General features: G+C 65.0%; 14 protein-coding genes. 6 read left to right on the top strand and 8 right to left on the bottom strand.

Annotation, left to right across the window (positions count from 1 at the left end; genetic code table 11):
- Window positions 1–96: 96 nt before the first annotated feature.
- The 8 genes from AC58EF_RS22945 to AC58EF_RS22910 all read right to left on the bottom strand — a co-directional run bounded on the left by AC58EF_RS22945 (window position 97) and on the right by AC58EF_RS22910 (window position 8,893).
- Window positions 97–276, bottom strand: a complete 180-nt coding sequence (locus AC58EF_RS22945; RefSeq protein WP_070933758.1) for a hypothetical protein — start codon at window positions 274–276, stop codon at window positions 97–99.
- Window positions 276–860 carry a hypothetical protein gene (locus AC58EF_RS22940; protein WP_144062083.1) on the bottom strand — a complete coding sequence of 195 codons (585 nt, stop codon included), beginning with the start codon at window positions 858–860 and terminating at the stop codon, window positions 276–278. Before AC58EF_RS22940 ends, AC58EF_RS22945 begins: the two co-directional genes overlap by 1 nt.
- Window positions 861–1,074: 214 nt before the next feature.
- Window positions 1,075–2,853 carry a putative porin gene (locus tag AC58EF_RS22935; protein ID WP_497278816.1) on the bottom strand — a complete coding sequence of 593 codons (1,779 nt, stop codon included), beginning with the start codon at window positions 2,851–2,853 and terminating at the stop codon, window positions 1,075–1,077.
- A 52-nt stretch (window positions 2,854–2,905) separates the two neighbouring features.
- Window positions 2,906–3,607, bottom strand: a complete 702-nt coding sequence (locus tag AC58EF_RS22930) for a TonB-dependent receptor (RefSeq protein WP_497278814.1) — start codon at window positions 3,605–3,607, stop codon at window positions 2,906–2,908.
- A 150-nt stretch (window positions 3,608–3,757) separates the two neighbouring features.
- Complete coding sequence (locus AC58EF_RS22925) at window positions 3,758–4,174, bottom strand: ExbD/TolR family protein (protein ID WP_015460402.1); 417 nt, start codon at window positions 4,172–4,174, stop codon at window positions 3,758–3,760.
- Window positions 4,175–4,197: 23 nt separating this feature from the next.
- Complete coding sequence (locus AC58EF_RS22920; RefSeq protein WP_015460403.1) at window positions 4,198–5,949, bottom strand: DUF2341 domain-containing protein; 1,752 nt, start codon at window positions 5,947–5,949, stop codon at window positions 4,198–4,200.
- Window positions 5,950–5,951: 2 nt separating this feature from the next.
- Entirely contained in the window at window positions 5,952–7,544 is a 1,593-nt protein-coding gene (locus tag AC58EF_RS22915; RefSeq protein ID WP_015460404.1) for a ShlB/FhaC/HecB family hemolysin secretion/activation protein, read from the bottom strand.
- Window positions 7,545–7,957: 413 nt separating this feature from the next.
- On the bottom strand, window positions 7,958–8,893 hold the full coding sequence (locus AC58EF_RS22910) for a helix-turn-helix domain-containing protein (RefSeq protein ID WP_497278813.1): 936 nt from the start codon (window positions 8,891–8,893) through the stop codon (window positions 7,958–7,960).
- A gap of 197 nt (window positions 8,894–9,090) precedes the next feature.
- Between AC58EF_RS22910 and AC58EF_RS22905 the strand changes: the two genes are divergently transcribed.
- The 6 genes from AC58EF_RS22905 to AC58EF_RS22880 all read left to right on the top strand — a co-directional run bounded on the left by AC58EF_RS22905 (window position 9,091) and on the right by AC58EF_RS22880 (window position 13,775).
- Entirely contained in the window at window positions 9,091–9,747 is a 657-nt protein-coding gene (locus AC58EF_RS22905) for an energy transducer TonB family protein (protein WP_070933761.1), read from the top strand.
- Window positions 9,744–10,529: a secretin and TonB N-terminal domain-containing protein gene (locus tag AC58EF_RS22900; protein WP_317152294.1), complete on the top strand. Its 786-nt coding sequence runs from the start codon at window positions 9,744–9,746 to the stop codon at window positions 10,527–10,529. The genes AC58EF_RS22905 and AC58EF_RS22900 overlap by 4 nt, the downstream gene beginning before the upstream one ends.
- Window positions 10,526–11,068: an RNA polymerase sigma factor gene (locus AC58EF_RS22895; RefSeq protein ID WP_015460408.1), complete on the top strand. Its 543-nt coding sequence runs from the start codon at window positions 10,526–10,528 to the stop codon at window positions 11,066–11,068. Before AC58EF_RS22900 ends, AC58EF_RS22895 begins: the two co-directional genes overlap by 4 nt.
- Before the next feature lie 62 nt (window positions 11,069–11,130).
- Window positions 11,131–12,081 carry a FecR family protein gene (locus tag AC58EF_RS22890; RefSeq protein ID WP_497278812.1) on the top strand — a complete coding sequence of 317 codons (951 nt, stop codon included), beginning with the start codon at window positions 11,131–11,133 and terminating at the stop codon, window positions 12,079–12,081.
- A gap of 159 nt (window positions 12,082–12,240) precedes the next feature.
- Window positions 12,241–12,534 (top strand): helix-turn-helix domain-containing protein, encoded by a 294-nt coding sequence (locus tag AC58EF_RS22885; RefSeq protein WP_324740941.1) that lies wholly within the window; start codon window positions 12,241–12,243, stop codon window positions 12,532–12,534.
- Entirely contained in the window at window positions 12,534–13,775 is a 1,242-nt protein-coding gene (locus AC58EF_RS22880; RefSeq protein WP_324740940.1) for a type II toxin-antitoxin system HipA family toxin, read from the top strand. The genes AC58EF_RS22885 and AC58EF_RS22880 overlap by 1 nt, the downstream gene beginning before the upstream one ends.

Genomic DNA, 13,775 nt, shown 5'->3' with positions numbered 1-13,775 from the left:
TGCGGTTCGATTGCGCCTCGGCGGCGCCGGCGAGCAGAAGGGAGCCGATCGAAGCGCCGATGAGCAGACGCGTGCGAAGCGAGTGGTTGGTGTTCGTCATTGTTTTGGCTCCAGCATCGTTGCGGCAGGCGTGGCGGCCGCATGTTCTTGAATGTCGCGAGAGGTCGGGATGGCCGCGCCGGGCGGGCCGTCACCGAGCAGGAAGGCGGCGAGAAAGAAGGCCAGCACCCATGGGACGGTGCGGCCAAGCTCCTCAGCAAGAATTGCGCGGGTCATCAGCGCGGTCCCCGTGTCGTGGGCGGACGGCTGTTCGGCCGCTCCGGATGGACCGACCGGCCCAGCGCATCACCCATGCGCAGCCGGGTTGCGGCCTGATGGGCGACGCCGACCTGAACATCGGGCGAGCCGGCGCCCGGCGTCGGCGCTTCAAGCCCGGCGCGGCTTTCAGCCTGGGCGGCGCGCGCCGCCTCCTGAAGACGGCCCGTCGCGCAATCGAGATGCCCGGCGCGTGTGCCGGCGATATCGACGATCACACAGGGCTGCGGGCCGGAGCCGCTGATACGCTGCGGCGCGGGCGCGCGCACTTCGGCCGGATCGAGTTCGATCGCCAGCGGGGGCGCCTCGGCGCTCGTCTCGGCCGTCTGGGCAAGCGCGCTGCCGGCGAGAAACAGGGTGGCGAAAGACGCCAGCGCAAGCGAGGCTCGCCCGATGAAGAGCGTGTCGGGCGAGCCCGCCGTCACTGCGCGGCGCAGGAACTGGCGTGAACCAGTGCGCGGGTTCGGGAAAAGGGTGAGCGGGCGCTGACCGATGGCCAGCGCCGCTCCCGCCGCACGGGCCGGCCGTTGGCATAGCCGGTCCATGACGGCCTCCTGCACCGCAACCTGGTCCTGTCCGTCTTTGGGGGAACCGGACCGGATCAGGCGAGTAGCGGCGCCGGAGATCTGGAAAAGGTGCGTCAACGCCCGGTCCCGCCCGTTGAGGGGGCCGGACGGAACCGGACGATTGCGATGGCCGGCGCCGTGGGAGCGGAGCGCAGTCGAGACAATCAGGAGCGTTGACGTGGACATGTCGGCCTCAGAACCGCGTCATGAGGTCGATGAAGCCGCGATCGACGCTGAACGGCGCAGACGCGATTTCTTCAGCCGACAGCCAGCGGAAGCCGAGGATGGTGTTCCTGGCGATCGCGTAATTGCCGCCGATCTGCCAGCCGCGATTGTTGGTGCCGCCGATGTGGAAGTCGCTGTCGGCAAACGCGTCGACCACCGCGTCGCTTTCGAGGCGGCGATAGGCGACCCAGGCGTTCCAGTCGCCGCGCTTCGCCTGCCAGTCGCCGGCGAGATTGAGGTTCATCACCGAACCCACGGTCAGGCGGGCCTGCCAGCCGGTATCGCCGCCGTCGTAGCCACCGTTATAGGTGTCACCATTGGGGCCGAGATTGTTCCAGGCGACGGCGGAGATCACATCACGGTCCCAGCCGAGATTCTTGACGAAATCGCCTTCGAGCCGGACGCCGAAGCGTTCATTGGCGCGGTATTCGGCCTGGGCGCGGATGTGGAGCAGCTCGAACTTGGACGCGAGCCCGAAATACTGATTATCCGGTTCCAGTTCGGGATTGGGCGAGCCGGTATAAAGCGGATCGCGCAGCGCCATCATCGTATTGCCATGCTGCTGGAAGGCCGGACGCAGGGCGTCGGTCGAACAGACCAGCTCGGTCCAGTAGCAGGGCTCGGACAGACGCCCGGCGATATTGTCGAAATGATAATAGCCGCCGGCGAGCTTCACATTGAGCTGTTCGGTCGGGTTGAACTCGACCCCGGCCTGCGCCGCGAACAGATAGCGATCCTCGCTCTTGAACGGCCGCCCGGTGCCGATCTCGCCGCCCGTTTCCGGATCGATGATCGTGGGCGCATTGCGGGTCCCGAAGTTAAGATCGGTGTTGAACACGGGGAAGGCGCCGAGCGTGCCGAACAGACGCACGCCATTCGCAACAGCGCCCTGGCCGGAGATCGCGACGCCGTCGAAGTTCATGTCGTTGTCGAAGACGAGATCCGACGTCCACAGCGGATTGGCGAAGCGGCCGAACTCGAGCGCGACATTCTCGGTCGGCGCGAGGCGGATCGAGGCACGGTCGAGCCAGAGATGATATTTGCCGCTGCCGTCGGCGCCCATCGTCTGGTTGGTCGAGACTGGCGAGCTGCTCGCCCCCGTCGCGAGGCGGATATCGGCGGTGATCCAGTCGGTGATCTGGGCCTTGACGCCGAGACGCGCGCGCAGGCGGAAGCGCTGGCGATCCTCCAGCGTGTTCAGGAACGGCGCATCGATATAGCCGGTCGAGCTGGCGTTGACGTTCTGCGGCTGTCCGCCGTTGATCGCGCCATAGTCCCAGAAGATGTCGCCATTGGCGTCGTCATAGCGGCGCGCTTCGCCGCGCACCCGCACATCGCCATAAAGCTGGATGCGGCGCGTCCATTCCGGCGTCTCACCGGGACGTGCCCAGCCTTCGGCCTGCGCCTGGGTGCCAAGCTCGGCGCGGACCTGCTGGGCGATCTGCTCGCGCACCACCGGCGAGACATAGGTCACGGTCTGGGTGCCGTCAGCGGCGACACCGGGCTGCGGGAGCGGCGCCGGCGCCTGGGCCCGCGCCTGGACGGTTGCGGCCCGCGCATTGCTGATCATCCGATCGGCCTGTTCGCGGGTGATGATATTCTCGGCCACCATCTGCTCGATGAGCTGACGCGGATCGATGCCCGCATCGTCCTGCGCGAACGCCGGCGAGCCGAGAAGCGCAGCGCCAGCGGACGCCGCCAAAAGCAGAGATTTAAGGCGGCCTGTCTGGCCGGGAACCTTCGTCATTATGTCTATCCCCTTCGAGAGAGTGGTCACTGGGTGCTGCGCGGACATGCGATCAGCCTCCCGAGCGGCTGTTGATTTCGAGGCGCATGACCGGGAGCCCTGCCGGCGGCGGCGGGCAGGTCGTTCCCGAAAGCACCTCACGGATGCGCGCGGCGCGGCGGTCATCAACCCCGCTGACGCGGGCGTCGGCGATCCGCCCATTGGCGGCCATGGTGACGGCAAGCTCGGCCCTATAGCGGCCGCGTGTCAGTTCACGGTCAGCCTGGGCGGCCCGCTGGATGCAGCTCTGCGCCTGCGAGGCATAGGCCCCGAACGGATTGCCGCCGCCGGGGCGGCCACCGATGCGGGTGCCTGATCCGTCTCCGCGCGCCAGCCCGTAATTGCTCGGGCCCGCGCCTTCGCGCGCCGTCAGCGCATTGTCGCCGGGCGCTGGATCATTGCTGGCGTCGGGCGGCGGCGGCGTATCGAGCGGCTGCTCGATCGGCGGCGCGATGGTCGGCTCCGGCGGCTGCTCGACCTGCTGCGGTTCGGGCGGCGGCGGAGGGGGCGGTGGCGGCGGCAGGATCACCTGCGTCGTCCGCATTTCATTGGGACGATCGGAGACGGTCTGCTTGCCCAGGAAATTATAGCCGATCACAAGCGCCAGACCGACGCCGACCACCACCAGCACGCGTCCGAAGGTGATGGGCGATGTCTTGCGGCGGCCCCGGGGCCCATTGGGGCTTCCGGGGGCGATCAATGCGCCTGCGGCCATGATCGCCTCCCTAGGTCGTCAGCCGGACGATCGAGATCGCCGCAAGCGTCAAGAGGATCGCCAGCGCCAGCAGAAACCAGGGCCGCCGATTGCGACGACGAAAGTGGCTTCGGGAGCGTTTGACACGCATGGTCCATCATTCCCTCCGCCTCAGTTCGCGCTCGGCGGGCGCGTGGACGCCATGCCAAGGCTGGGGACGCCGACCTTCGAGCAAAGGTCGAGGACCTGCATGACCTTGTCGTACTGGACGGCGCGGTCACCGCGCAGGATCACCGCCAAGTCCGGCGTCGTGGCGATCGAGGAGCGCAACTGGCTCTCCAGTTCGGCCATCGAGACGGGGATGGCGTCGATCGACACGGTCCCGTCGTTCGATACCGCGATGACCCGGCTCTTCTGCGCCTCGAGCGTCTTGGCCGAGGAGGCGGATGGGAGGTCCACCTTGATCCCCTGGACTGCCGCCGTCGTCATCAGGATGAAGATGATCAGCAGCACCAGCACCACGTCGACGAACGGGGTGATGTTGATTTCATTATACGGCTTCTTGCCGCCACCGACCTGCATACCCATGGCCTGATCTCCTTAAGTTGGGGTCAGGCCGCTTTGGCGGGGACGGGTGCGGGAGCCGGCGTGTCCTGCCAGGTCTCGGCGATGCGCTTCTCCAGCTCGTCCACGAAGATGTCGTGGTCGGCGGTGAGTTCTTCGATCCGGCTGAGCAGATAGTTGTAGCCGAACAGCGCCGGGATCGCGACGGCAAGGCCCGCCACGGTGGCGAGCAGCGCGGCGGCGATACCCGGCGCGATGGCGTTGATGTTGACCTCACCGGCAGCGGCAACGCTCGCGAAGGTGATCATGACGCCCAGCACCGTGCCGAGCAGGCCGATGAAGGGGCCGCCCGAGATGGCGATGGTCAGCAGCACCAGCTTCGAGTTGAGCTTTTGGCTTTCGCGGACGCGTCCGGCGTCGAGGGCCGAGCGGATCGCCGCGATCGACTGGGCGCGGATCGCAAAGCGAGAGCCGGTGGCCTTGCCTTCACGCAGGCGCTCGGTGAGCTCGCGGCGCCCGATATTGTAGAGACGACCGAGCGTGGACTCCGCGGCGGCATTGCCCGGATCGAACGCCGGGAGGCCATCATGATCGCCTGCGCGCCGCGAAAGCTGGCTATAGGCGTCGATAAAGGCCTCGTTCGCGCTGCGGACGCGGCTGATCAGCAAGCCCTTGGTGATCATGATCGCAATGGCGATCGCGAGCATGAAGGCGCAGATGATGATGACGATCCAGGCGTCGAGCGTCAGCGCCGAGAAGAGAATGCCGAAATGGTTGTGGCCGCCGCCGGTCTCGACCTGCTGGGGCGTATCGGTCGTCACCAGACGCGAGGCCTGGCCTTCACTGGCGGCGGCGAGCTGGAACAGGCTCTGCGGCAGAGCCGCGCCGGCCACGCGGAATTCGTCGATCTCGCCGGTGAAGCCCTGACCGATGACGGCGGCGCCGGTCGCAGCCGCGAGCGCGCCCGCCACTTCGCCCGCAGGCTGGCCATTGATGTAGAGGGTCGATTTGGCGCCGTCGTTCACCAGCGCGACATTGGCCCAGCTATCGGCCGCCAGAGCGCCGCCATTGCTGCGCGTCCCATTGGCGTCGATGAACAGCTGGCCGCCTTCCGCGACGAGGCTCACCGCACCCGGCAGGCTGAAGATCGCGCCATCGCCCGAGGGTTTTACCCAGAAGCTGATGGAAAGCGGGCCGGAAGCGAAGGCGGACGCGGGCAGCGTCACCGGGTTCGCGCCATCGAGAATGAGGCTCGATCCGATCAGGCCGCCCGCGTTCCGCGCTTCTCCGCCAGTGGCGTGGGCGCCATTGGCGGTGGCGTCCCGAGGAGCTCCCTCGTTGTCGAAGTGATAGACAAGGCGATAGTCGGCGCTGAAGGTGCCGGCTGCATCCTGCGCAGCCGCCGCGCTTTCATTGCCATAATAGGCATAGATCGCGGACGCCTGACCCGGCTGAAGTCCCTGGACATCAACCCAGACCAGCGCCTGCTCGTCCTGCGGCGACCAGCGCTCGATGTGGAACTTGAGCGGCGTGCGATCGTCGCCAGCGACAAAGCGCAGGTCGGAACCGTCCGCCTTCACATCCTTGAAGCTGAAATTGCCCGAGTGCAGGCGAACCAGCACCGGCGCGCGCGTGACTTCGCCGGTGATGCCGGCGGCGTCGACGTTGAGATTGATCCTGGTGCGATAGCTGTAATCGGCCTCCCACCAGGCATGAGCCGGAGCGGCGAATGCGACAGTCGCGGCCAGCGCGACGCCACCGGCAACCGCACCCTTTTTGAGACGTGCAATAACGGACATGATTAGAATTCCCCCTGGATGCGGAAGCGAACGAAGATGTCGCCGGACTCGGATTCCGAACCCGACCTGAGCGGAACACCGGCGTTGATCGCGCCGGTCAGATGGTTGAAGAGCTTGAGCCGTGCGCCGAGGCCGGCGCTGGAAAGCCAGGTGTTGCGGGTCGCAAGCTGGCTTTCGAGCGGCTGGTGGATGCCGACATAGCCACTGTCGATAAAGGCGTGGAACCGCAGCTCATTGATGAGCTCGCTGCCGAGCATCCGGCCTAAATCCGGCGAGCGCAGTTCGGTCTGATAGGCAAAGCCATAATCACCGATCGCCTCGGACTCATAATAGCCGCGCACGCTCGACATGCCGCCGAGCGAGAAGCCTTCGTTCGAGATCAGCGGATCGGGCGACCATTGGCCGGAGAACCGCGCGTTGAGCTGAAGATCGGGTCCGAACGTCCGCGTGGTCTCCGCGTCGAGCTTCAAGGCGATGAAGCTCTGGCGGGCCATGTAACGCTTGGCGTCGAAGCGCTCCCAGGGATCGCCGAGACCGCGGATGCCGAAGGTGCCCGAAACGGTGATATTGCTGTTCGAGCGATCGCCCGCCCAGTCGCCGCGCCAGCTCGCCATGACCGGGAAATATTCGATCGGGGCGGACGCACGGTCGGAACCGAGGATCACATCCTCCTTAAAGTCCTTCCAGTCGAAACCGAGCGTCAGCGAATGATAAAAGCCCTCGCTGGACCCGAGCGACTGGATCAGCCGGGCGCCGATCATGTTGCCCTTGCCGACGACATTGGTCCCGCCGACCACCGCGATGTCGCTGTCGGAATGGACCCCATAGAGCAGGAGCTGCGTGCCTTGCCCCAACCGCATCAGATAATTGCCGGACAAGACGGTGCCGTCGTCGGTGCGCTCGGGGGCGGTCTGAGCGGACAGACTTAGGGAATCCCCGCGTCCCCACATATTGTCGTAGCGGATTGTCGCGGACGCCCGCAGATCGGTCGTGGCCGATGAACTGAAATTGTTGAGCTCCGCAGAGGCATGGAACGGCGAGCTTTCCTCGACCTTGAGGACGACATCGAGCGTTCCGGGCGCTTCGCCGGCACGTAGTTCCGGCGTGACGCGGCGATTGGGATTGCTGTTGAGCGCGACGACATCGCGCTGGAAGGCGGTCAGGTTGGGCGTCTGGCCCGGCGCGACCGAGGGCGCCATCGCGCGCAGAGCATCGGCGCGTCCCGTGTCGCCTTCGACGAGCAGCTGGCCGATGGCCTGTTGCTGAACAGCCAGTTGCAGAACCCCGCCGTCGACGGATTGTTCAGGCACATAGACAGAGACCGCCACATAGCCGGCATCCTCATAGGCTTTCTGCAAAGCCGCCCGTGCGGCCTCCACATCGGCCTCACTTCGTCCCGGCCCCATGAAGGGCAGGATCGCCCGCTCGACATCGTCAGGCGCAAGGACGGTGTTGCCCTTCACCTGAAACGCCATGATGTCGAACTGAGCGCCTGCATCGGCGGGCGCGCCCGTGGCGTCGCCGGCCACACCGTCCTGGGCGAATGCCGGGGCTGCGATCAGGCCTATGGCGACGGCAAGCGCGACATGGCTCACAGCGCGACGCCGGTGATCTTTTTCAAACCTCAAAACCTGTACCCCCTGCCGGAAGCGCCGCCACGGCTTGGAGCCGGACGGCGATCGGTCGCTGTCGTCCCATGGCTGGCGCACGCAAAGATTCGTGCTGCATTGCAGCGCCAGTTGTCGATGCGCTCTTAAGAAGGGATGCGGGAGAGTCTCAAGACATAACGCATGAACAAATGCGTTTCGTCTCGCCTAGGTCGTTTAGTATGTAAGTTGTGTTACAGGGATCGCTGGTATACGTATTATCGTAATGCCACAGGCGAATCACTTAATAGTAATTTATGTCGAATAATATTGTATTTTTACTTCATTGCAGCAGAAATTGCGCCCTGACTATTCGTCGGGACGCTGAAGAGAATATTGTCTCCCAGGGGCGGGAGGAAGGTTCAGTCGCGCATGGCGCGAAAGGCCCGCGCGCGGGTCTTGCTCGGCGTTTCTCCAAAGTGACGTTGATAGGTCCGGCTCATCACGCCTGGCGCGCCGAAGCCGGCGGCGAGCGCGATGTCGCTGATAGATCGGCTTTCGGTCACGCTTTCGAGGCGGGCTCTCACCCACTCGATGCGGATTTGCTGAACGAGCTGGGTAACGGTGTTTCCAAGGCAGGTTCGGAAGTTCCGGCGCAAGGTGCCAGGCGTCACGCCCACCATCGGCGCCAAATCGTTGATCGTCCAACTGTGCTGCGGGTTGGCGCGGATATGCTCGACGGCCCGCTGCACCGAGCGCGCGACGGGAAAGAGCGTGTCAGCAACCGCATCCTCGCGCAACCGCTTCACCAGTCCATCAAGCGTGCGCTGCTCGAGCACGCGATCGTCCTGGCCGGGCTCCGCCGCAACCGAAGCGCGCGGCAGTTGGGCGCCCAGATCGTCGAGAGACCAGCCGAACAGATGATCGATCGCCGCGAGACGGCGCGGACTGCCAAGCACGCGCGAGGCGGCCGACTGGATGGCGGCGCGCGGAATATGCAGGAAGAGCGCGCTCGAACCGGCGGCGCAGACAACGGCCGTCCGTGTAATGGCGCCAAGGAGCAGCGCCGAACCAGCGCTGAGCGTCTGCGCTTTCCCCTCCGTCACCACCACGGCCGTCCCGGTGATCGGCATGACGATGTGGACGGTCGCGTCGGTGGAGGAGAGCGCAACAACGCGCTGGCGCGGAAAAGCCCGATAATCGAAGTCGAGCGGACCGAGCTTGAAGCGTTGCCGCAAGACCGCCGGGCGTGCCGCTTCACGGACGGCAACCGCGTGACGATGGGGCGCGACTGCACGCACGGATGGCAAGGCGATCGCCCTGTTATCCGCGTCATGCGTCTCCAATCTGATGGCCATATTCGGGTTCATGGTCATGGTCCTCGACTGGAAGACCAATCTCGCGACATCGAACGAAAGACTTTTTTCGCTTCGAGGCATTTTTCTTCAGCCCGGCATCGCGAAAGAATTCTGCCGCCCGGCCAGCTGTCACGAAGACGCGATAATTTCTGCCTACGGGCTGAGCATTTGAATGACAGTGGGATGACAGACGCACGATGAGTCGGGAGGTCTCGACACGACTGATAGGCTGGCTCGCCTCGCTCTCCATGCACGCTGCCATGGGGGCTGCTCTCTTATGGGCCTGGGATAAGGGCACGCCTGTTCGCGACGTCGCCGGCGGCGATCGCGGTTCGGTACTGATCGTCGAACTCATCCCCCTTGATCCCGCGGACGGACGCGCTCGCGACGACAGGCCCCAGCGCGGCGAGATGGCGGAGGCTCTGTCGCAACCACGCCCCCCGGAGGCGTCCGGCCTGACCGGAGATCCTGACCCGTTGCCGCGCGCTGCCGGGCCTGAGTCAGATGGGATGCGCGCCAGTGCCGAGGCGCAGGGCGACGCACAGGATCTGGCCAATCTCCCGACCGCCGATGTCCTCGCTTATCGCCGGCGACTAGAGGCTCATCTGGCGCGTTACCGCCTCTATCCCGCCGGTGCGCGCGATGCAGGCCGCGAGGGCGTGGTCATGCTGCACTTCACCATGTCGCGTGAGGGGCGAGTGATCGAGGCCTGGGTTGGAGAAAGCTCCGGCGCCACCGACATCGACCGGGAAGCGGTGGCCGCGGTCATGCGCGCGCAGCCCCTCCCGGCTTTCCCGGAAGGCTGGCCCGGCCAGCTCAGCGTCGTCCTCCCGGTGACCTTCAGGCTCGGATGACAAGGGTTGCGCGCATCCCTTTCATTGCAGTCAGGCGAAGCGGACGAGGGCTTCTGCTCGTTGCCGCCATCGTCTTCACGATCTGCATGGCCGGGGCGGCGGCAGCCCAGACAGCGCCGGCGATGCAAGAGCGGCGCTACGATATTCCCGCCCAACCCGTGGCGCAGGCGATTGCCGAGTTTGCGACCGTGAGCGGCGTCAACATCATCTATCGCCAAAGCCTCGCCGGTGCGCGGCAGTCCACACCGCTCAGCGGCGTCTATGCCGCGCCTGCCGCGCTCCGGCATCTGCTGCAAGGCACCGGCCTCTCGGCGCGCTTCACCGGCCCCAACTCCGCGGTGATTTTCGTCGAGGGCCAGCCGCCACCGACCGACCGGGCCGGAAATGCGGTGACGGCCAGCCCGTCCGCGCTCCATCTCGACATGGCGGAAGTTCGCGCGCCGCGCCTGGTCGGTCGCCGCGATCCGAGCGCCTACAACCATTATGCCCAGCGCGTTCAGACGGAAATCTTCGAGCGCCTGAAGCGCGACGGCGCCTATGAGGGGCGTAGTTTTCGCATCGAGATCGCCGTCTCCGTCGATCCGACCGGCCGCATCGATGAGGTGCGCCTGATGCGCGGCAGTTCCGAACCTGATTGGGACGCCCGCGTCCGCCAGATCCTGTTCGGCACGCTTATCAGCAGCCCGCCGCCCGAGGGGCTAAGCCGGTCGATGCGCTTCGAAGTGGAAACCGACCGTTTTGCGGGACGTGAAGCGCGGCCTGGCGGGAGGCGGCGTCAATGAGCGCGACGCGGGCCAGTCTCAAAACAACGCTGGCGCTCCGCTACACCCAAATTCGCGATCGCCTGGCCGCGCGTCTTGGCTCGCAGGACCTGGCCGGCGAAGCGCTGCACGAGACCTGGATCAAGTTCAGCGATCTCAAAGATGACGCGCCCGTCAACGACCCCGACGCCTATATCTATCGCGCGGCGATCAACATGGCCGCGACCCTGTCGGCGAAACAGCGCCGCGTATTGGGCAGCCAGGATATCGAAGACATATTGTCGATCCCCGATGACGCGCCCGGCCCGGAACGGATCGCCCTGGCGCGCAGCGAACTCGCCCATGTCTGGAAAGTGCTGGGTGAACTGACGCCCCGCCAGCGCCACGTCTTCATTGAGAGTTTCACCGGCACGATGAGCCATGAGCAACTCGCCGAGCACTATGGCGTGACGGTGCGGCTGATCCAGATGGACCTGCGCGGCGCCATTTTGCACTGCGCGCGTCGTACCCGGCGAAAAAACCCTTTCGCTGAGCGGGCCGCTCGCGTGTCTACCCGATAGGAGGAGAAAGAATTGAGGATGCAGACCGCGCAATGGCCGCGCCCGTTGGATTCGGATTGCCGATGACGGATCGGGAGATCCGTGAAGATGACGCCGACGACCTGCTCGTCGAAGCGGCCGATTGGCTCGTCTGCCTGACCTCCGGCGCAGCGACGGACGACGATGCCGCCCGGCTTGCGGCATGGCGCGCCACCAGCCCGGCGCACGAGGCCGCCTTTCGTGAGATTGCCGGCGTGCGCAATTACGCCGTCGCGGCGAAGCACAACAAGAAGCCCGCCATGGTGAGCCGCCGCGCTGTTCTGGCCGGCGGCGGCACGGCAGCGCTCGCCGCACTGACGCTGGGCGTCGCCCGACCGCCGCTCGGCCTCTGGCCTTCCTTTGCCGAGCTCACCGCGGACCACCGGACCGCAATCGGGCAGCGATACGCCTTTGCGCCCGTAAACGGCGTCAAGGTGGAGATGAATTCCCGCACCGCCATATCCCTGCTCGACACGACCCGCGACGGTGCAAACGGCATCAGTCTCGTGGTGGGCGAGGCCTTCATCACCGCCGGGGAACGCAGTGCGCCGTTCCGGGTGAAGGCAGGCGCAGTGGAGGCCTCGACACGGCGCGCCAGCTTCAACGTCCAGCGCCTCGATGGCGGCGTTCGCATCGCCTGTGTCGATGGAGAGGTAACATGCCGTGGAGGCGATCAGCCCATCATGCTGCGCGCCAATCAACAGGTGTTCGTCGCAGCCGATGGCGGAACACGTCGCAGCGAGATCGACGGCGCCAAGGCGACGGCCTGGCGGCGCGGCCTGCTGATCTTCGAAGGCGCTTCGCTGGCCGAAGTGGTCGACCAGATCAATCTCTACCGCTCGGGCAAGATCGTGCTCGCCAATACGGCGCTGGGCAGGCTTGAGGTCAATGCGATCTTCCACACCAACCGGATCGAGGAAGCCGTCCCGCAGATCGAGCAACTGCTGAACTTGCGCGCACGCCACCTTGCCGGCGGCGTGGTGGTGATGAGCTGACACATTACCGGCCATCCACGCCTCGACTGGACATGATGATCTGAAAACGAACCATTCGACACAGCAATGATATGTTTTAGTATCTTTGGTTGATTGTCATTCGTCTATATGATACCTATTCGGATCAATTATGAGTCGATCGATCCGCAAAGGCATCAAATGGAAGACGACCTGTTAAAAGAGATCGGCGATCAGCTTCGGCGGGCGCGGCAGGCCGCGCGGCTGACCCAGGAACAAGTCGCTGATCTCGCCGGCATATCACGCCCGCGCTATCGCGACATTGAGACAGGGGCAGCGGCGGCGCGCGCCACGACATTGATCAACATCGCCCGGGCGGTCGGCCTTGAGATGATGCTGGTGCCCCAGGCGGTGGCGCCGGCCGTGGCGGCGCTCTTGCATCCGGAGACAGACGATGATCGCCCAGCCTTCAGCCCGCAACCGGAAGAGCGGTGATGACAGCCTTGCCAACCGCTGAGGCGATAACCTCCCTGGATGTGTTGCTGAAGGACGTGAAGGTCGGCACGATCGTCAGAACGCCCGGTGATTTCAGCGCCTTCAGCCTTGATCCGGCCTATCGCGCGACGGGCGGCGTTCCGGTTCTGAGCCTGTCCCTTCGCTCGGCATCAGGGGATTTGCGTAAAGACCCGCGTCCTGTCTCTGGCGCCTTGCCGGCCTTTTTCGCCAATCTCCTGCCCGAAGACCGTTTGCGCGCAGCGATGGAGAAGCACCACGCCGGCACTGTGCGGGCGGGCAATGATTTTGATCTCCTGGCGGCGCTCGGCGCTGACTTGCCCGGCGCTGTGCGTGTATTGCCCTCTGACGGACAAGCCAGCGTCACCACAACAGCCTCACATGGACCACGCAAGGCTCGTTTCTCATTGGCGGGCGTGCAAATGAAGCTCTCGGTGATGAAAAACGCCGGCAAGGGCGGCGGTCTGACGCTGCCGCTTGGTGATGGCGAAGGACAATATATCGCCAAGTTCCCGTCCACCGCCTTTCCTGGCGTATCGGAAAACGAATTTGCCAATCTCGCGCTTGCCGAAGCAATCGGGATGGACGTACCGGAGCGAGACCTCCTTAGCCGCGACCAGTTCGAGGGGATACCCGAAGAGTTTGATACGCTGGCCGAGGGACAAGTTCTCCTCGTTCGGCGTTTCGATCGCGAAGCCGGTGGGCAGCGTGTCCATATCGAGGATTTTGCGCAGGTTTTCGGTCTCTATCCTGCACGTAAATATGACGGTGCAGCCTTCCACGACATCGCATCGGTGCTGAACGTCGCGATCTCACCCTTCCCCGCGCTGGAATTCGTCCGGAGACTGACTCTCTCGGTTGTGATGGGCAACGGCGACATGCATCTCAAGAACTGGTCGTTAATCTATCCAGGTGCGGGGGACACCCCGGCACTGGCGCCGATCTACGACATGCTTTCAACGGTTCCCTATATTCCCTCAGATAGTCTGGCGCTGTCGCTTGGCAGTGAACGATCGTTCAAGGCACTGGGACCGGCCCGATGGAAGGCCTTCGCCAATCGGGCGAGGCTTCCAGAGCCTGCCGTGCTCAAAGCCGTTGCAGAGACAGTACAGCGCATCGACGCGCATTGGTGGACCTTGCCAGAACGCGACGCCGTTCCCGCAGCGGTGCTGGAGCGGATTGATGCGCATGTAAAAACCATGCTGCCGATCCTCACGGATTGA

Source organism: Sphingobium sp. WR1 (assembly GCF_059693745.1).
This window is presented reverse-complemented; position numbering and strand designations above follow the sequence as displayed.